The following is a 19,188-nucleotide window of genomic DNA, read 5'->3' as shown; positions in this document are numbered from 1 at the left end:
GTGGAGCTTATCGTTGTCGAAGACAGCTACCACTTCATCATGTTCGACCAGCCAGAAGCATTCGAGCAGGCGCTAATCAGTGCGCTTGACGGAACAGCGCAGGATTTGGTCGAGGATGGATCATAGGCTGCTGACGCACGAAAAAGGGCTCCTCGCAATACGCGGGGAGCCCTTCGCGGAGTGGACGTGCAATTACGCCGTTTTCGGCTGAGGAATGCTTGCGACCGAGCCTGTATCATTAGCGCCGACCGTCTCGTCGCCCTTGTTCTTGTCGAGATATTTCTTCACGAAATAGCCGCCAACGCCCATCGCAACCATCGCCGGAAGGCTGAGGCGGCTGAGAACGACTGGAGCGAGTCGCACCAATCACGGCACCGGTCGTTCCGCCGATATTCTTCGTTTTCTTCGCGATCTTGCCGCCGACTGCGGCTCCGATAATTTTGCCAAGCATTTCAATCTCCTGTTACGAGAAATCAACGAGGCAAACCCAAAGAAGTTCCGAAATTCATCGCTGCTTGCGCTCACGTGGTCGAGCGCGAAATGCTGCGTGCCCTTGCAGGAAGCTCCGGCTAAACCTCGACCTGCTGCGTTCCCGCTTCGCTCGACAATCTTTTGATCCCGGCGAGCCGAGTGGAGCGGAATTTTATCCCTGCCACAAAGCGCATTTCGGTGATGGCGCGGCTCGGCATCAATTCGACCTTCATATAGCCGCGCTGGGACGTGTCAGCCCACACCAGCTGATCGTTCGCCGACACTGCGTCGCGGGCGAAATCGTACCGGCGGGATAGCAGAAAGTGAATTTTCAAGCCCCGGCGAACTGACGCCGGGAACGCCGAATTCCACGCCCGCTTTGTCGCCATCCTGATCAAGCTCGAACGCCCAGCCATTATGCGTGTCACCCGTTAGCAGGACCAGGTTGGCATCGACTGCAAGCGCGCTCTGCAACACCCGTTCGCGCGCTGCCGGATACCCATCCCATGCATCCATATTGGCGGGCAGGCCATTGGCGCTCGCCATCACTCCGGCCATGATCCGCTGCCTGAGCCAGCCGGGCATATCATCGGTGATCGCGCTGGCGACGCTCGGCGGTGTGCGCAATTTCCCCATCAAGACCTGCTGGACGAGCACCTGCCACGTCGTTCCGCTATCGCGCGAGCGCTTGAGCCCATCCGCCAGCCAACCCTCTTGCACCGCGCCGAGCAATTGCCGGTCAGGAGCCGCGTAATCGCCGTCGCGAAACGCGTTAAGCGCAGCGGTCACCTCTGCCGGATTGCTTTTGCCAGCAAGGATTTTGCCGAGATCGAACTGTTCCTCACGCCCCTCAAGCCGCGTATCGAGCCGGAACAAGGTCGCGAGGTCTCCGACGTCATATTGGGCATAGGGCTCGTCCGAAACCGGCATCCACTCGCGATAGACACGTTTGGCAGCAGCTTTGCGCACCGACCATTCGCCTTCGGTCTCCGGTTGATGGTTTTGCGCCCCATCGGTCCAACTGTCATTGGCGCTTTCGTGATCGTCCCACACGGCGATCATCGGCATGACCTGATGGAGCCGCTGGAGGTCGGGATCGGCGCGGTAGGTCGCATACCGCAGGCGATAGTCCGCCAGCGCGACAATCTCACTCTTGGGATCAAGCACGCGTTCCGGGTGAGCCTGCGCCGCTGACGGATACGTCCCAGCGCCATATTCATAGATGTAGTCGCCCAGATGCACGGCGATATCGCAATCATTCGCCTCGGCGGCATGCCCATAGGCGTTGAAATAGCCAAAGCCGAAATTCGAGCAGGAGAACACCGCCATCGAGAAGCGCGAGCACGGCCCCTCGGGCAAGGTGCGCGTCCGGTACGATGTCCGAATACACGCCCGATGGCCCGACAAAGCGGTAGTAATACCAGCGGTCCGGCGACAATCCGTTTGCGGTCGCTTTGGCGCACCAATCCCGCGAAGGCGCGGCGCTGGCCGACCCTTCGGCGATGATAGTGGCGAAGTCCTGATCCTCGCTCACCTCCCAGCCAAGCTGTGTGTCCTGCTCACCGACATAGCGGGTCCAAAGCAGCACGCTCGTCGCTTGCGGCTCTCCGCTCGCGACCGAATGGGAGAAGCCTTTGCCAAATGTGCGCGCGGCAGCAGGGGTGGCGGCCATCGCGGCGCCTAGTCCGGCAAGATGGAATAGGCCCCGGCGCGAAACGCTGGGCGAGGATGAGCTAGCGGGCTGAGGCGCGGTGTCAGTCTTGATCATAATAGCCCGCTACGCTGCGCGCGTTTCACGACAATGACAAGCCTTGCGCGCATCGCCCCGCTGCGTGCATGAGCGCGGGCATGACTGATGTGCAATTTCACTCGCGCGGGGATGGAACGCGCCTCGCATACCGCCACACGCAAGGGTCCGGTCCGACCCTCGTTTTCCTGCCCGGCTATATGTCCGACATGGACGGCGGGAAGGCGACGGCCCTGTTCGCCCGTGCGCAGGAATTGGGACGCGCCTGCCTGCTGCTCGATTATTCGGGCTGCGGCCAAAGCGAGGGCGATTTCGCTGATGGCACTTTGTCCGGCTGGCGCGATGAAGTGCTCGCTCTGATCGACGCTACTGTCAGCGGTGACGTGCTGCTTATCGGCTCGAGCATGGGCGGCTGGCTGATGCTGCTGGTGGGTGAGGCTTTGGGCGAGCGCATGACGGGCATGATCGGCATCGCCTCCGCGCCCGATTTCACCCGCTGGGGTTTTGACGAGGATCAGCGCGCGCTGATGGCGGGCGGAGAGACGCTTTACGAAGACAACCCCTATGGCCCAGAGCCACCTCCCACCCATGCGGGCTTTTTTGCTGATGGCGAGGCGAATTTGCGCCTGACGGGCGAGGAGATACCGATCATCTGCCCAGTGCGCCTGCTCCACGGCCAATGCGATGAAGATGTGCCGTGGGAGATCAGCCTCAAGCTGTCAGCCGCGCTGCGTTCGGACGATATACAGGTTTGCCTTGTCAAAGACGGCGATCACCGCCTCTCGCGCGATTCTGACATTGCGCTGCTGATGGCGCAGGTCGATCACTTCTATCAGGACGCCTAACCAAACGTGTTTCTTTCCAGCGCTCTTTTGCCTTTGCTGCTGCTTCAGGTCGGCCCCAATCCCAATGCGGGAGGCATTCCCGACACGCCTGATGAACTGGTCAACCGCCCGCCGCGTGTGAGCAATGAGATCGCGCCGCCTGAGCCGACCGACCCGATCAGCATCTGGCTGTCCGAATGCCTCGCATCGCTTGAAGAAGACCCGGCGCGCGCCCACACGAATGCTCAGATCCGGCGCAATGAAACCGCCGGGGCAGAGCGAGTGATCGCCAACCATTGCTTGGGGCTTGCAGCGACTAAACTCAGCCTGTGGACCGACGCGCAAACCGCCTTCACTGCCGCGCGCGATGAGACTCCGGCGGATGAGCCGCGCGCGCGATCCCGCTTCGGCACGATGGCGGGCAATGCCGCGCTTGCCAGCAATGATCTCGCCGCTGCGCTCGCTCTGTTTCAATCGGCAGAGACAGACGCTGCGGTCGCACAGGCCGGGACGCTGCAAGCGCTCGCCGCGATCGACCGGGCGCGCACCCTGGTGGCTCTCAACCGGCCGGGTGAGGCGATGAGCGCGCTGGACAGCGCCGCTGTGCTGATGCCCGATAACGGCGAAGTCTGGCTCTTTAAAGCGACCCTATTGCGGCGCGGCGAGCAATTGACCGACGCACAGGCCGCGATCGAGCGGGCGAGCACGCTGTCTCCCAACGATCCGCAAGTCGGACTGGAGGCAGGCGTCATCGCCATTCTGAGCGACCGCGAAGACGCCGCGCGCGCCAGCTGGCAATCGGTGGTGGACACGCATCCCGGCACGCCGCAGGCTGAAACCGCGCAAAGCTATCTCGCGCAGCTCGGACCTGCCGCCAAGGCCCCCTGACGCGCCGAAACGCGCGCACCTTCCCTAACGGAAAAAATCTCCGCGGCAAGTGATGAACACGGTTGCGCATACCTATCCAAACGGCGTAACGGCGAAGCATAAAAATAGCCGCATATAATATAATTTCGCAGGAGCGATGCAGGTGGCGAAGTCGAGCAAAAAGTCCGCAGGAAAATCCTCTGCCAAATCAGACAGCGGCGGCACTTTCCCGCCCGCCCAGCATACAGCGCTGTCAAACCGTCTGGCTGACTCAATCCTGCCGGGCGACACGCCGTTCGAAGAGGAGGCACTTAAAGAAGCGACTGCGTTTCTGCTCGCTGCGGCTGAAACGCGTGAACCGGAAAAATCATCGCTTCTGCTCGAATCCGAGACCGAAGGGCGGCGCATTCTGCGGATAGCGATCGTCAATGATGACATGCCCTTTCTGGTTGATTCGATCGCCTCGGCCATTGCTTCGCAAGGCATCAGCATCGACCGGCTGGTCCACCCGATTGTAGAGGTGAACCGCGACAAAAATGGCGTCCTGACCAACATCGGGTCGGGCAGCGCGTGCGAATCGATGATCTACATCGAAACCAAGCGCGTCGATGCGCGCCAGCGCCGCGCGCTGCTCGATAAGCTGCGAGTAACGCTAGGCGATGTGCGTGCGGCACGTGTCTGACTGGCCGAAAGTCCAGGCCGCGATGCGCGAAGATATCATGCGCACCGAGGACGCAGAGTTTTCCGGCCTGCTCGAATGGCTCAACGGGGGAATGTTCACCCAGCTCGGCCATGTGACGCGCAATCGCGATGGCAGCCAATCCGGCCTGCTGGGCATTTGCCGCAAGAGCGCGCGTTCGCTGCTGGCTGATGCGAGCTATGACAAAGCGTTCAAATGGTTCGGCCAGAAACGCCCCGATGGCCGCACCCGCGAAGTGCTGGTGATTAAGTCGAACCATGTCTCGAATGTGCATCGCCGCGTGCCGGTCGATCTGATCATCATGCCGCTGCGTGAAGGCAAAAAGGTCACCGCACTTTCCGTCCATGCCGGGGTCTGGACCAGCGCCGCGTTGGGTGCACCGCCCGCGCAGGTTCCGCACCTTAGGGAAAATCTCGAAACACTAACAGAAGAGCTCGGTTTCGACGCCATCGGCCATAAGGGCAAGGCGCTTGCGCATGCCTTCACCGCGCTCCCCAACGATCTGCTGATCGCGTTCAATCGCGATGACATCAGCCGGCTCGCGACCGCAATGATGAGCCTGGTCGACCGCCCGCGCCCGCGCCTCTCGCTCGTCACCTCGCAGCTGGGCCGCCATGTCTTTGCGTTCGTGTGGTTGCCGCGCGACCTTCTATCCACCCAGACACGCTTGCAAATCCGCGATCTCTTGCTCCAGCTTCCTGGCTCCGAGCTCCTTGACTGGAGCCTCGAGGTCGAGGGTAGCGCGCTTGCCATGCTGCAATTCGTGATCGATGTTCGCGAAGCCAAAGGCAGGCACGATGAGGCCGCGCTCGAAGCCGAGCTCGAAGAAATGCTGCGCGGTTGGGGTGAAGGGGTGGAGCGCCACCTTGCCGAGGCCGAGGATCCCGCGCGCGCGATGGCGATTGCATCGCGCTATGCCGATGCGTTCTCCCCGGCCTATCGCCTGCGCTATGACACTGCCGAGGCGGCCAATGACATCCGGCGTTTGCGGCATCTCGCGGTCCATGACAGCGAAGCGAGCAGCACGGCGCGCGATGCACGGCTGTACCGTATCGAAGATGACGACGAGAATTTCCTGCGTCTAAAAGTCTATCAACACTACGGCGCCCTGCCGCTGTCTGATGCAGTCCCCGCGCTCGAAAATTTCGGCTTCCGTGTGATCAGGGAAATTCCCAATGCGCTCGACGATGGCGCCCTGGGGATGATCCACGAATTCACACTGTCTCTGCCTGATGGCGAGAAAGCCGCCCCGCTGATCGAGCGCGCCAGTGTGATCGAAAACGCAATCACATCGGTTCTCAACGGCGAAGCAGAAAACGACCCATTCAACCGGCTGGTCATCAGCGCAGGCTTGGGCGCGCGCGAGGCAGACTGGCTGCGCGCCTTCTATCGCTATGTTCGCCAGACGGGCGCGGGCTTCACCATCTACACCGTGGTCGATGCGCTCGCCGCCGCCGTGCCGGTGACCAAAGCGATGATCGCGCTGTTCAGCGCGCGCCACGATCCCGATTTCGATGGCGACCGGGCCGAAGCTGAAAAATCCGCGCAAGGCGATTTCACCCGCGGCATCGCCAAGGTGTCCGCGATCAACGATGACCGCTTGCTGCGGCTCTATCACGCGGTGATTTGCTCGATCCTGCGCACCAATGCCTTTGCGCCTGCAGCGAGCGAAGCGCTTGCGTTCAAGATCGATTCTGCGCAGGTCCCTGACTTGCCAAAGCCCGTTCCGTGGCGCGAAATCTTTGTCTATTCGCGCCGGGTCGAAGGCATTCACTTGCGCGCTGGCGCGATTGCCCGCGGGGGTCTCAGGTGGTCAGACCGGCGCGACGATTTCCGCACCGAGATTCTCGGCCTGATGAAGGCTCAAAGGGTCAAGAACGCCGTGATCGTACCGACCGGCGCGAAGGGCGGCTTTTACCCCAAACAATTGCCTTCGCCCGCCAAGGACCGCGAAGCATGGGCCGCCGAAGGCCAGGCGAGCTATGAGATTTTCATCCGCACTTTGCTCTCTATCACCGACAACATCGTGAAGGACAAAGTCGTCCATCCCGACCGCGTGGTGATTCATGATGGCGAAGACCCTTATTTCGTGGTCGCCGCCGACAAAGGCACGGCGCGTTTCTCCGACGTCGCCAATGGCATTGCTGAAAAGAAGGGCTTCTGGCTCGACGATGCGTTCGCGAGCGGCGGCTCTAACGGCTACGACCACAAGGCGATGGGCATCACCGCGCGCGGCGCGTGGGTATCGGTCCAACGCCACTTCCTCGAAATGGGGATCGACGTGCAAAAGGATAGCGTGCGCGTCGCAGGCTGCGGCGATATGTCGGGCGATGTGTTCGGCAATGGCATGCTGCTCTCAAAGGCGATCAAGCTGGTCGCTGCCTTCGACCATCGTCACATTTTCATCGACCCCGATCCCGATCCGGCGAAAAGCTGGAAAGAGCGCAACCGCCTGTTCAACCTCCCAAGTTCCAGTTGGGACGATTACGATAAGAGGCTGATCTCCGGCGGCGGGGGGTGTTCGCCCGCGATCAAAAGAGCATCAAATTGCCCAAGAAAGCGCGCGAAATGCTCGGATTGGAACAGGCGGAGATCGCGCCCGACGATCTGGTCAGCGCAATTTTGAAGGCCGAGCTAGACCTGATCTGGTTCGGCGGCATCGGCACTTACATCAAGGCGGAAAGCGAGAGCGATAGCGCGGTCGGCGATCCGGGCAACGATGCGCTGCGCGTCACGGCTGCCGAAGTGCAGGCCAAGGTTATTGGCGAGGGCGCAAACCTCGGTGTTACCCAAGCCGGACGCATCGCGTTTTCCTTAAACGGCGGCCGGGTGAACACCGACTTTATCGACAATTCGGCTGGCGTCGATTGTTCGGATAACGAGGTGAACATCAAGATCGCGCTCGCTGCGGCGAAACGCACGGGCAAGCTGACCGAGAAAAAGCGCGTCAATCTGCTCGAGACGATGACCGATGATGTCGCCGCCATCGTGCTCGAAGACAACCGCTTGCAAGCGCTCGCGCTTTCCGTGGCCGAGGCTGGCGGATGCGAAGCGGTCGCATCGTACACCCGCCTGATCGAAACGCTCGAAGATATTGGCGATCTCGACCGCAAAACCGAAGGATTGGCGCCCAGCGAAGTGCTGATCCGCCGTGCGGGCGACGGGCAAGGCATGACCCGGCCCGAGCTTGCCGTGCTGCTGTCCTCGGCCAAGCTCGCCCTGCAAGACGCGATTGAGCAAAGCCCGCTAGCCGATGATCCGGCGATGGAAGACACGCTGATCGCGATGTTCCCCGAGCGGATGCAAAAGGACTTTGCCAAGCAGATCCGCGGCCACCGCCTGCGCGGCGAACTGGTCGCGACCGAGCTGGCCAACCGCATCGTCAACCGCCTGGGCCTGCTCCCTGCATTTGAGCTAGCAGAGGAAGAAGGCGCCACTCTTGCCGCTGTCGCCAATGCCTTTGTTGCGGCGGACAAGCTGTTCGACATGCGCTCTATCTGGACAGCGATCGACGATGCGAAGGTAAGCGAACCGGCGCGCATCACGCTGTTCGAGCGTGTCGCCAATGCGCTGCGCGGCCATATGGCGGACCTGCTGCGTGCAGGCGTCGCAAAACGTCCTCCGGCGGAGCTGGTCAAGGAATTGCGCGGCCGGACCCAGGAACTGGACAAGGCAACCGACAGCATTCTCGCAGGGGAATCGCGCGAGCAGGCCAACAAGATGTGCAGCGAGCTGGTCGAAGCGGGCGCTCCAGAGGCGCTGGCCAAGCGCGTCGTGCACCTGTTCGAGATGGACGGCGTGACAGGCCTTGCGAAGCTGGCCGGTGATGCCAAGGTTTCCGCGACCGACCTCACCGATGCGTTCACCGACCTCGGCGTGCGGCTCGGCCTGGATTGGGCGCAATCAACCGCGGCGCTGATGGAGCCATCGGACGTGTGGGAGCGCTTGCTTGTGGCCGGCCTTGCGCGCGATTTCCAGCAGATGCGACTGGAGTTCCTCGGGCGGCTCGTCCGGCGCAAGAAAGGCAAGGCTGATCCCGCCCAAGCTGTCGAGGATTGGGCCAAGGAGAACGCCACCGGAATCCGGCAGTTCAAGGGAATGGTTGGCCGCGCAAGGGTGCACACTCCGGTTGCGCCGGCGGTGCTCGCGCAAATCGCTAGCCACGCGCGCAACCTGCTCGAACCGTGACGTTTCAAGTCTTGACCTCGTGAGTATTTGCGGCAAGCGTCCGCGCCATGGATAGCGCTGACATTGTCATCGTAGGCACCGGTCACGGCGGTGCGCAGGCCGCGATTGCATTGCGGCAGCAGGGGCACGAGGATTCGATCATGCTGATCGGGCGCGAGGCGACACCGCCCTATGAACGCCCGCCGCTTTCGAAGGAATACCTCGCCGGAGACAAGGCGTTTGAGCGGATTATGATCCGCCCTGAAAAGTTTTGGGCGGACAAGGATGTGACGCTGAAGCTGGGCAGCGGCGTCTCCGAAATCGACTGGATGGCGCATCAGGTCACTTTGTCGAATGGCGAGCAAGTCACTTACCGCAAGCTGATCTGGGCCGGCGGGGCAGACCCGCGGCGATTGCCGTGCAAGGGTGCGAACCTGCCTTCAGGCGTCTATTACGTGCGCGATAAACGCGACGCTGATGCGATGATGATCGCATTGCAAGCTGGTGCGAAACGCGCGGTTGTGATCGGCGGGGGCTATATCGGACTGGAGGCGGCGGCGGTGCTGCGCAAACTCGGCTGTGAAGTGACCGTGTTGGAAGCACAAGATCGCTTGCTCGCGCGCGTCGCGGGTGAGGAATTATCCGACTTCTACGCCGCTGAGCATCGCCGTCAGGGCGTCGATGTTCGGCTCGGCGTCAATGTCGAAGAGATTATGGGTAAGGATGGCCACGCGGTTGGGGTAAAGCTCGAGGATGGCGAAGTGATCGACTGCGACATGGTAGTTGCAGGGATCGGAATCATTCCGGCGGTCGGCCCGCTCATCGCCGCTGGCGCAGCCGGTTCCAACGGGGTCGATGTCGACATCTATTGCCGCACGACACTCGATGACATTTACGCGATCGGCGATTGCGCCGCCCATGTGAACCCCTTCGCAGGCAGCGCTGTGATCCGTCTGGAATCGGTTCAAAACGCGCATGACATGGCGAACACCGCTGCGCGCGCTATTATGGGCGATAAGCAGCCCTATCACGCGCTGCCGTGGTTCTGGTCGAACCAGTATGATCTGAAGCTGCAAACCGCTGGATTGAACGTCGGCTATGACGAGACGGTGCTGCGCGGCGATCCTGAAACGCGAAAGTTCACCGTGGTGTACCTGATCGAGGGACGGCCTGTGGCGTTCGACTGCGTCAACACGATGAAGGACTATGTGCAGGGGCGCAAATTGCTCGAGCGCGGGGTCGACGCCATCGACAAGGACCTGCTCGCCGATCCAGAGGTTCCGCTCAAGGAGCTGGGCTAAGCCGGTCAAGCGCCCATTGCGCGGCGTCAGCGACGACAGGATCGGGATCAACGAGCAGCGCTTTGACAGGCGCGCGCAAAGCAGCATCGCCGCTATTGCCCGCAGCATAGAGACAGTTGCGCACAAACCGGTCGCGCCCGATACGCTTGATCGGCGATCCGGAAAAGACCTGGCGAAAGCCTGCATCATCCAGCGCCAAGAGTTCAGCCAGACGCGGTGCAACCAGCTCGGCTCGCGGCAGAAATTCGCGCGCGGCTTGCGCTTCGCTCGCAAACTTGTTCCACGGGCACACCGCTAGGCAATCGTCGCAGCCATAGATGCGGTTGCCCAAGGCCTCTCGAAATTCCTCGGCAATCGGACCTTTGTGCTCGATCGTCAGGTAGGAAATGCAGCGCCGCGCATCCAATGTGTAGGCGCTGGGAAAAGCATCGGTCGGGCACGAATCAAGGCACGCGCGGCACGATCCGCATTGATCGCCATGCGGCTGAGACAAAGGCAGGTCGAGCGTGGTGTAGATCGCGCCCAGAAACAGCCAGCTGCCATAATCGGGGCTGACGAGATTGGTGTGCTTGCCCTGCCAGCCGAGGCCTGCGGCTTCGCCCAAGGGCTTTTCCATCACCGGAGCGGTGTCGACGAAGACCTTCACCTCGGCCTGCGGCTCTTCGGCGACCAGCCACCGGGCCAGCGCTTTCAGCCGCTTTTTGACGACATCGTGATAATCCTTGCCCTGCGCATAGACCGAAATGCGCGCGCGATCCCCATGCGCTCCCAAAGCCAGCGGATCGTTCGCAGGCGCATAGCTCATGCCCAAGGCAATCACCCGGCGCGCATCGGGCCACAGGCCTTGCGGAGATCGGCGGTGGTGCAGCCGCGTCTCCATCCATTCCATCGAGCCGTGATGCCCCTCGCCAAGCCATTGCTCGAGCCGTTCGGCGCGCAGAGCGTCTTCCGCCGCCTCGGCCACGCCAAAGCTGACAAACCCCAGCTCGCGCGCGTGCGTTTCCAGCTGCTCCGACAGATCATTGGTTGCGCTCGCGTTAACCAAGCTTAGGGTTACTCCCGTTTAGGCGTGCGCATTAACCGTGCGCGCTATGGATATGGCGGTAAAAGATCAAACGCTCGTGAGCAATGACAGCGACATCACGTTAAGCGAAGCAGGCACCGAGCCGCGCCCGCTCGCGATCGAAGCGCGCGGGCTGGTCAAAAGCTTTGACGGAACGCTCGCGGTAGGCGGGGTTGATCTCGCCGTGCCCGAAGGCGCGATTTACGGCGTGCTCGGCCCCAATGGTGCCGGCAAGACCACGACATTGCGCATGCTGCTGGGCATTATCGACCCCGATGACGGTGTGCGCCGCGTGTTCGGCTATGACCAGCCGCACCAGATCGTACCGCTTGATCGGCTATCTGCCCGAAGAGCGCGGACTTTATCCTGCGATGAAAGCGATTGAGGCGATTGCCTTTATGGGCGCACTACGCGGCCTGCCGCTAGATGAAGGGCGTAGGCGCGGGCGCGCGCTGCTTGAACGCCACGATCTCGCCCACGCCGCCGATCGGCAAATCCGTCAGCTGTCCAAGGGCATGGCGCAGACCGTCCAGCTGCTCGGCACACTGGTGCACGAGCCGCGTCTGGTCGTGCTCGACGAGCCGTTTTCGGGCCTTGATGCGATCAACCAGGGCAAGCTGGAGCGGATGATACGCGCGCTCGCCGATGACGGGGTGACTGTGATCTTCTCAACCCATGTGATCCACCATGCCGAGCGCCTATGCGAAGGCGTGGCGATCATTGCCGGGGGCAAAGTGCCTTATGCCGGCAGCGTGGAGGCGGCGCGTGATCGCATCCCGGCACAGGTGCGTCTGGAAACGCGGGCGCGCGAAGGCGGCTGGACCGCTGCTCTGCCCGAAAGCGCGCGTCGCGAGGGCGATTTCTTCTACTTTCCGCTGCCCGAAAGCGGGATCGAGCCATTGCTACGCACGCTGATCGAAGGCGATGCCGGTATCCTCTCGCTCTCTATCGAGCGCGCTGGCCTGCACGATGCCTTTGTCCATATCGCGGGCGAGGCCGCAGCGCGTCAGCTGGATGCGGACAATGCGGTAGGAGCGCAGTCATGAGCACATTCGATAGAGCGGTACCGTCAACGCCAAGCCGCGCCTCAATTATTTCGAGGCTGCGTGGGTCGTTGCCCGGCGCGATTTCATCGCTGTCCTGTTCAGCCGCGCGTTTCTGTTCTTCCTGCTCGGGCCGCTTTTCCCGGTATTTGTCGGCGGCCTGGCGGGAAGCATTGGCAGCCAGAACTCGCAGCAAGCGACCAGCATCGAGCTCGGCCTTGCGATGAGCACCGCCGATAACGCGGCGATGGTCGAGGCGCGCGATCTGCTCAAACCGCAATTAGGCCGCGCAATACCCGAAATGCGCGAAGTGCCCGAGGCGCAGACAGAAGCGGATTTCGACGCGCGCACCTTCCTCGAAGAAAAGCGCGGGAACTACGCTGCCATCGTCACCGGTACGCTGGCCGCACCCGAACTGGTCGGCACTGACGGCCAGATTGATCGCTGGGACGGCCCGATCGGACTGATCGCCGCCACCGCCAGCCAGGGCGCGACGCCGACTTTCCCCGAAGTGTCGGAACGTCCGGTCACTGCAAGCGCCTCCAGCGACCGCTCGCACAGGGTCAAAACCGCGCAGGCTGCGCAAATGCTGCTGTTCCTCTTGACCATGCTGCTCGCAGGCATGGTGCTGTCCAATCTGGTCGAGGAAAAAGCCAACAAGATCATCGAAATCTTGGCAGCGTCGATCCCGATGGATGCGGTGTTCTTCGGCAAATTGTTCGCCATGCTGGGAGTTTCGTTCGTCGGCATTAGCGTGTGGGGCCTATTGGGCTGGGGCGCGTGGAGCGTGGGGAGCGAGGCCTTCATCCAGGTTACCGGCACGGATCTCGGCAATCTGCCCGCGCCGGTACCGTGGGCTGGCCGCTGTTTATGGTGCTTTCGGTCATCTATTTCTCGATGGCCTATCTGTTGCTCGGCGCGCTGTTCCTGACGATTGGTGCGATGGCGAGCACGGTGCGCGAGGTGCAGACGATGTCGATGCCGGTCACGATGATGCAGCTGATGGTGTTCTTCCTCGCGGCCTACACGATCACAGAGCCGGGCACGGCGCTCGAGATGTTCGCCATGATCTTCCCGCTATCCTCGCCCTTTGCGATGCTGGCGCGGGCAGCCATGCAAGACACTTTGTGGGTACATCTGGCGGCGCTCGCTTGGCAGGCGCTGTGCGTCATGCTGCTGATCAAAGGCGGTTCGACCCTGTTCCGCAAGCGCGTGATGAAGTCGGGCAGCGGCGGTCAGGCGAACAAGCCTCGATTCTGGCGCCGGTTCTGGCAACGCCGCCAGAAAGCGCCGCAACCCGCTGAATAGGTTCGCAATCGCAACTGACTATTGACACCTCTGTCAGTTAGTTCAGGATGCGACTCAGTGGGCAGGTGCCAAATGCACCGCCTTTTGCGGAGAGAACTTTATGGCCACGATGGCACCCCAGCGCCCGAAAGTGCGCACAGAACCGAGCGCTTACGAAGCATTGAAGGCGCATTTCGAAAAGCACCCGGAAGAACGCCCGAGCCATCCGCACAAATGGGATCTCAGCCGCTCGGATATTTACTTTGAGGACAAATGGCAGCCCATCGTCGCCGAAATGCAGGCGGCTGGCCCGCTCCATTACATCCCGGAAAGCCCTTATGGCCCCTATTGGTCGGTCGTCGGACACAAGGCGATCCAGCACATTGAGGCTCTGCCAGAAACTTTCTCGTCAAGCTGGGAATATGGCGGGATCACGATCCTTGAACGGCTGAGCGAGGAAGAGATTGCGGCGAGCGGATCGGACCGGCGCGAACTGCCCATGTTCATCGCGATGGACCGTACCGCAGCACACCGGCCAGCGCCGCACGGTCGCGCCCAAATTCACGCCATCCGCGATGACCGATATGGAAGGCGAAATTCGCGCCCGCACCGGCGAATTGCTCGACACGCTGCCGCGCGGTGAAGTGTTTGATTGGGTCGATAAGGTCTCGATTGAACTCACCACCGGCATGCTGGCGATCCTGTTCGGTTTCCCGTGGGAAGATCGCCGGCTGCTCACATTCTGGTCGGACTGGTCGGGCGACACCGAAATCGCCGGGGTGCGCGAGCTGGACAAGCTGCGTTGGGAATTGCTGCACGAAATGGCGGCCTATTTCCAATCGCTCTGGATTGAACGGACGCAGGATAAAGAACCCGGCAATGACCTGATTTCGATGATGGTTCATTCCGAAGCGATGAACCAAATGCGCCCGGAGGAATTTATCGGCAATCTGGTGCTGCTGATCGTCGGCGGGAATGACACCACGCGCAACTCGATGAGCGGATTTGTCCATGCGCTCGACAAATTCCCCGATCAGCGCAAGCTGTTTGAAGAAAACCCCGACGTGATCCCCAATGCCGTGCAGGAAATGCTGCGGATGCAGACGCCGCTGGCGCATATGCGCCGCACCTGCACCGAGGATACCGAATTGTTCGGCCAGACCATCAAGAAGGGTGAGAAGGTCGTGCTGTGGTATCTCGCCGCCAATCATGAGGAAGCAATCTTCCCCGAACCGCACAAGCTCGACCTTGCGCGTGAAAACGCCCGCCGCCACATCGCCTTTGGCTACGGCATTCACCGCTGTGTTGGTGCGCGTCTGGCGGAGCTGCAATTGCGCATTCTGCTCGAAGAAATGCACAAACGCCGCATGCGCGTGCATGTCGCAGGGGACGTCGAGCGCGTGCGCGCCAATTTCGTGCATGGTTTCCGCAAGTTGGAAGTCGAAATCACCGAGTTCTAGCGGCGCGAAAAATGTCTGCCAAAGCGTAACCTTTTCGGCTTGGCGTGCGTATCTAAGGGTAGAATACTTTTAGATTGATGCGAGCAAGGACAATGCGAGATTTCATTTCACACCGTCGCCAGTTTCTCGGACTGTTGGGTCTGGGCGCCGCCATGCCCGTGCTGGCCGCCTGCGGATCGGCTCCGGCGCATGCGAAAAAGAAATTTCCGATAACACGCACCAAAGCCCAGTGGCGCGCGCGTTTGACGAAGGACGAATATTACATTCTGCGCGATGCGGGCACCGAGCGCGCTTTCTCCTCGCCGCTCGACAAAGAGAACCGCAAGGGCACTTTCGTGTGCGCAGGTTGCGGCAACAAGGTCTATTCCTCGGCGCACAAATATGACAGCGGAACCGGCTGGCCGAGCTTCTACAAAGCGATTGATAGCGGCGCGGTTGGAACCTCGACCGATTACAAGATCGGTCTGCCCCGCACCGAAGTGCACTGCGCCGATTGCGGCGGGCATCTGGGCCACATCTTTGGCGATGGACCCCGTCCGACCGGTAAGCGTCACTGCATCAACGGTACGGCGATGGACTTCATCCCGGCTTAAGCCGGTTGGGGATTTTATTCCGGCTTGATCCGCCAGATCCGGAATGCGGTATCCCCGTCCAGCGGCACCGGCTCAAGCCAGTCGACCTCTTCGCCGTTGATCAAGTCGGCGGCGAAGCCTTCGGGAGCGGCGTTTTTGTAAATATTCGGCTCGATCATGCCGGGGCACAGCGCCACATAGTGTGTGCCACGCTTGGTGAGCGTTGTCCTGGCTTCGTCGGTGCTGCCCAGCGAGGTTGCGATCACAAACGCCATCGCCTCAGAACCGCGGTGGTGGCTGGTCGCGATGACGGTGTGGTTTGTTTCGAGCAAGAGGCGGGGCGATATGTCGAGCGGGGCAAATATCTCGCCCGGCGCAAGGCCACGTAGCGCTGCGGCATGGGCTGAGACCTGACAGGCCGATGCTTTCGCCATAGTGACGGTCGCGCTTCGCTCCGGCAGCGAGGCTTGCACCGGCTTCGCCCAACCCAGCAGCATGAGCGGAAAAGCGGGGAGCAGCGCGAGAGCAACACCGGCAAGCGCCAGCACGCGCGGCGCAGGTTTGCGCATCACACGAATGGCGCGCAGCCACGCGCGCACCTGCCACGCAAGCGGCACGGCGGCGATGACCCCAGCGACCGCTCCGGCGCGGGCGACCAATAGAGAAATCACGAAGGCCGCGATTAAAACCAGCGAGTAGTCGATCCAGAACCGGCGCAGCCAATCGCGCGAACGCGACACCAGATTGATCGCAGCGATGATGCCGATCAGCGGCGCAACCGCATATTGCAGCGCGACTTTCAAATCCTGTTCCCAAACGGGGCGGCCTTCTTTGATATTCACATACCAATATTGCTCGACCAGCGGATCGAGCGCGGCAAACCCTCCGCCACTGGCGCATTGCGGAGATACCGCGAAAAGCACGCCGAGCGCGCCCGCGCCAGTCACCGCAAAGCCGCTGAGCACGGCGATTTTGGGCAGGGGTTCGGCCTTGGCCAGCACGGTAAGAGCCACCGCGCCCCACACGAACATGGCGAGATGCACCGGGCCAATAGCATCGCAATAGGCGAAGAAATTGCTCGTCCCGCGCGTGCCAATGAACAAAGCAGCGCTTGCGATCGCGAGCCCCTGCATAGTCGCGACCAGCCACGTGCGATCATTGCGGTTTCTAAGCCAGCGCAGGGCGGTGACACCGCAAATCGCAGCGGCCAGCGGCAATCCCTCAATCGAGATCGACAGCCACAGCGCAAGCGAGGCGCCGACCGTCAATCCGCCCGCAAACGCCTTTCGCGCCATCAAGCCGTTCATCGCCGCAAGCGCGCAGACAATTTGCCAACCGTGGTGATCAATCCGCATCGGGCTGAGTTGAAACAGCACGGGCACCGACATTGCGATGACGAGGCAGGTCATCACCGCTTCCTCCTCGCCCATCAAGCGCCAAGCGATCCGCGCGGCGAGCAGCATGGTGATGCCCAAAGTGATCAGTGGGACGGCAACCAGCGCGACCAGCTCTGCATTGGCGGAACCGAGCAGCGGCGTCAGCACGACGATCACCGCTGCAATGGGAAGATCGACCAGCCGCGACCAGTGCATCGGCACGCCGCCGCCGGGCGCATTGGCGCGGTACTGGGTAACGTCGAACCAGCCCTGGCCCGCGATCCAGTCTCGCACCTGTATCAGGCGCATCGTGTCATCAGGATCGGGGAAACGCAGCGCCGCAATCGCGCTGAAATGCACCACCAGCAGGAGCGCGCAGACCGCAATCCATGCCAGACCGACGCGGATCAGCAGGTCTGCAGGAAATATCTCTTGGCGACGCTCAGCCAGCATAGCTTCACGCCTCTTTATCTGCGCGGAAGACGATCTTGCTGCGCAGCAGCCATGTCGCAGTGAAGGATGCGCCGATGGCAACCAGCTTGGCAAGGCGCGGGTCGAACCCGGCCCAATCGCCTGCACCGACAATCGCGGTTGTGAGACCCAGACCGATCAGGGCCGATATCACGAACAGCGCCTTTTGGCGTGTGCGCGCAGCGCCGCGCTCGGCGACGGTGTCTTGAAAGACCGTGCGGCTCGACAGCAGCCAATGGGCCAGAATGCCGAGCGAGTAACCGACCGCAGAAGCCGGTGCGGCCAGCACGCCAAGCGAGAGAAGCACAAGAAAGCTGCCGAAATCGACCGCGAGCGCGCCCACGCTGGCGAGAATGTATCGCAGAAAGCGTATGTCACGCAGGCGGGCGATCAGCATGGACATGTCAGCCGTCATCGCTCGCTGTGTCGGAAGGTGCGCTCGCCGCCTCGTCAGTTTCCTCACCACGCCAACGCAGCATCAGCCACGGAACCTTGTCCGGTGCGAACTGGCTGCGGTGATGGCGGTCGTAATAGGGCGGCATATGATCGCCTACGATCAGAATGTCAGTTTCGGGGAAGTCAGCCGCGCTGATCTCTTTGATGATCGCGCGGTCCATCTGGTCCCAGAGAGCAAACTGGCGGCAGATCATCGGATAATCCTTGGCCAGTACGGTAGAAACCGTCTCGCACTGATCCACGTCGAGGTTCATTCCCGGCGGCACGGGCAGGTGCGAATTGACCGTCAGCCAGTAAATGAACTGAGGCTTCTCCGCCGCCTTCAAGTCCTTCGCCAACAGGGCAGGCACATCGCGGTCGCAGGCTCCGGCGAAGACGCCACCGCATTGCAGCGTACCGCGCTCGATCAGTGTGTCAGCAAAGCTCGATTGCTCGAACCCGATGTTCGGATACCATTTGTTGCGGTCGAAAAAGCCGCCGGCAAAGCTGTGATAGGCTTTGGTCTCGTAGCCTGCTTCGGCGAGGCGCGCGGGCAGACAGCCGGTGTCAGCCTTCTCCAGCACCTCGTAATAATCACCCCAGCGCCCGCAAAGCTCGCGGATTTCGGCTGCGGTGGTGGAGTTGAAATAGGTCGATGTGCCGGTGCTGAGTTCAAACCGCTCGGTAATCGCGGAGGTGTTGTAGCGCGCGAACAGCAGGCGATCCATTTCGGCATTGCCGACCGGCTCGCCCATGGATTCAACCATGATCAGCATCAGATTGCGCGGCTTGCCTTCGGCGATCACGCCGAAGCCTGCGCTGTCGCTGGCAGAGGTGAACGGCGTGCCGACTTCGGCGGCGCGCTTGTAATGGCCGCGCATGCCCTGACCCATCAGATGGTCGATACCGACCAGTGACAGGGTCGAGACGACAGCGAGCAGCACCAGGCGGGTGTCGGTGAAACCTTGGGGACGGCGCACCTGCCACAGGGCAACGCCGCAAATCACCACGAGCAAAGCGCCGCCGATAATATATTCGATCGAGTTCGCGGGATTGATCTCGACGAAGAATTTCAATGAGTGCAGCAGCGATGCGATCGCAAGATTAAACAGGCCAGCGATGAAGCCGAGCAGCGAATAGGCCAGCACCCCGATGAACGCGGCATAGCGCACCCACGCAGGCCACTTGCGCACGATCAATCCGACCACGCCGCCGGTCACAATCTCGGCAAAGCGCGGCGGTGCGCCGATTAGCCACATGCCCGCAAAAGCGATGTTCGCCAGCACGATCCACACGACGAACCAATTGGCGAAAGCGCGCCATTCATCGGTTGAGATCGATCCGAACAGCGATCGCTTCGCCGAAGGTTTCGGCGCGTCGGGTGACAGCGCTACGCCGCTCATC

15 protein-coding genes and 3 pseudogenes are annotated in these 19,188 nt (G+C 61.6%); 10 read left to right on the top strand and 8 right to left on the bottom strand.

Annotated features, from left to right (window positions below):
• On the top strand, positions 1-126 hold the full coding sequence (locus tag ACZ1GU_RS01185; protein WP_472646314.1) for a hypothetical protein: 126 nt from the start codon (positions 1-3) through the stop codon (positions 124-126).
• 66 nt (positions 127-192) lie between these two features.
• On the opposite strand, the gene ACZ1GU_RS01180 is transcribed toward ACZ1GU_RS01185, so the two are convergent.
• The 4 genes from ACZ1GU_RS01180 to ACZ1GU_RS01165 all read right to left on the bottom strand — a co-directional run bounded on the left by ACZ1GU_RS01180 (position 193) and on the right by ACZ1GU_RS01165 (position 2,239).
• Complete coding sequence (locus ACZ1GU_RS01180) at positions 193-363, bottom strand: hypothetical protein (RefSeq protein ID WP_472646312.1); 171 nt, start codon at positions 361-363, stop codon at positions 193-195.
• A 206-nt stretch (positions 364-569) separates the two neighbouring features.
• The gene (locus tag ACZ1GU_RS01175) at positions 570-734 is read right to left on the bottom strand and encodes a hypothetical protein (protein ID WP_472646311.1); all 165 of its coding nucleotides are present in this window, start codon (positions 732-734) and stop codon (positions 570-572) included.
• Positions 724-1,800, bottom strand: coding sequence for an alkaline phosphatase D family protein (locus ACZ1GU_RS01170; RefSeq protein WP_472646310.1), 1,077 nt, complete (start codon positions 1,798-1,800; stop codon positions 724-726). The genes ACZ1GU_RS01175 and ACZ1GU_RS01170 overlap by 11 nt, the downstream gene beginning before the upstream one ends.
• Positions 1,727-2,239 carry a PhoD-like phosphatase N-terminal domain-containing protein gene (locus ACZ1GU_RS01165; RefSeq protein WP_472646309.1) on the bottom strand — a complete coding sequence of 171 codons (513 nt, stop codon included), beginning with the start codon at positions 2,237-2,239 and terminating at the stop codon, positions 1,727-1,729. The genes ACZ1GU_RS01170 and ACZ1GU_RS01165 overlap by 74 nt, the downstream gene beginning before the upstream one ends.
• An 80-nt stretch (positions 2,240-2,319) precedes the next feature.
• On the opposite strand from ACZ1GU_RS01165, the gene ACZ1GU_RS01160 reads away from it, so the two are divergent.
• From ACZ1GU_RS01160 to ACZ1GU_RS01145, 4 genes and pseudogenes are all read left to right on the top strand, one after another.
• Positions 2,320-3,063 carry an alpha/beta fold hydrolase gene (locus ACZ1GU_RS01160; protein ID WP_472646308.1) on the top strand — a complete coding sequence of 248 codons (744 nt, stop codon included), beginning with the start codon at positions 2,320-2,322 and terminating at the stop codon, positions 3,061-3,063.
• A 6-nt stretch (positions 3,064-3,069) separates the two neighbouring features.
• Entirely contained in the window at positions 3,070-3,930 is an 861-nt protein-coding gene (locus ACZ1GU_RS01155; protein ID WP_472646307.1) for a tetratricopeptide repeat protein, read from the top strand.
• A 136-nt stretch (positions 3,931-4,066) separates the two neighbouring features.
• Positions 4,067-8,797 (top strand): annotated as a pseudogene (locus tag ACZ1GU_RS01150) (NAD-glutamate dehydrogenase domain-containing protein).
• A 47-nt stretch (positions 8,798-8,844) separates the two neighbouring features.
• The gene (locus ACZ1GU_RS01145; protein ID WP_472646306.1) at positions 8,845-10,077 is read left to right on the top strand and encodes an NAD(P)/FAD-dependent oxidoreductase; all 1,233 of its coding nucleotides are present in this window, start codon (positions 8,845-8,847) and stop codon (positions 10,075-10,077) included.
• On the opposite strand, the gene queG is transcribed toward ACZ1GU_RS01145, so the two are convergent.
• The gene (gene queG, locus ACZ1GU_RS01140) at positions 10,061-11,122 is read right to left on the bottom strand and encodes a tRNA epoxyqueuosine(34) reductase QueG (protein ID WP_472646305.1); all 1,062 of its coding nucleotides are present in this window, start codon (positions 11,120-11,122) and stop codon (positions 10,061-10,063) included. The two genes, ACZ1GU_RS01145 and queG, sit on opposite strands and share 17 nt — an antisense overlap.
• 52 nt (positions 11,123-11,174) lie before the next feature.
• Here queG and ACZ1GU_RS01135 point away from each other — a divergent pair.
• The 5 genes and pseudogenes from ACZ1GU_RS01135 to msrB all read left to right on the top strand — a co-directional run bounded on the left by ACZ1GU_RS01135 (position 11,175) and on the right by msrB (position 15,523).
• Positions 11,175-12,186 (top strand): annotated as a pseudogene (locus tag ACZ1GU_RS01135) (ABC transporter ATP-binding protein).
• Positions 12,187-12,406: 220 nt separating this feature from the next.
• Positions 12,407-13,114: a hypothetical protein gene (locus ACZ1GU_RS01130; protein WP_472646304.1), complete on the top strand. Its 708-nt coding sequence runs from the start codon at positions 12,407-12,409 to the stop codon at positions 13,112-13,114.
• Positions 13,054-13,491 (top strand): ABC transporter permease, encoded by a 438-nt coding sequence (locus tag ACZ1GU_RS01125; protein WP_472646303.1) that lies wholly within the window; start codon positions 13,054-13,056, stop codon positions 13,489-13,491. The genes ACZ1GU_RS01130 and ACZ1GU_RS01125 overlap by 61 nt, the downstream gene beginning before the upstream one ends.
• Before the next feature lie 100 nt (positions 13,492-13,591).
• Positions 13,592-14,930: pseudogene (locus tag ACZ1GU_RS01120) on the top strand (cytochrome P450).
• A gap of 92 nt (positions 14,931-15,022) precedes the next feature.
• A complete protein-coding gene (gene msrB / locus ACZ1GU_RS01115) occupies positions 15,023-15,523 on the top strand; it encodes a peptide-methionine (R)-S-oxide reductase MsrB (protein WP_472646302.1) in 501 nt (166 codons plus the stop codon).
• Positions 15,524-15,537: 14 nt separating this feature from the next.
• Here the strand turns inward: msrB and ACZ1GU_RS01110 are convergent, their stop codons facing one another.
• Genes ACZ1GU_RS01110 through ACZ1GU_RS01100 form a run of 3 tightly spaced genes read right to left on the bottom strand, consistent with a single transcriptional unit; the run spans position 15,538 to position 19,187 of the window.
• Positions 15,538-17,331: a hypothetical protein gene (locus tag ACZ1GU_RS01110; RefSeq protein WP_472646301.1), complete on the bottom strand. Its 1,794-nt coding sequence runs from the start codon at positions 17,329-17,331 to the stop codon at positions 15,538-15,540.
• A 4-nt stretch (positions 17,332-17,335) separates the two neighbouring features.
• Positions 17,336-17,764, bottom strand: coding sequence for a GtrA family protein (locus tag ACZ1GU_RS01105; protein ID WP_472646300.1), 429 nt, complete (start codon positions 17,762-17,764; stop codon positions 17,336-17,338).
• A complete protein-coding gene (locus ACZ1GU_RS01100; RefSeq protein WP_472646299.1) occupies positions 17,754-19,187 on the bottom strand; it encodes a sulfatase-like hydrolase/transferase in 1,434 nt (477 codons plus the stop codon). The genes ACZ1GU_RS01105 and ACZ1GU_RS01100 overlap by 11 nt, the downstream gene beginning before the upstream one ends.
• Between the last annotated feature and the right edge of the window lies 1 nt (position 19,188).

The organism is Erythrobacter sp. HA7-11 (assembly GCF_055693605.1).
This window is presented reverse-complemented; position numbering and strand designations above follow the sequence as displayed.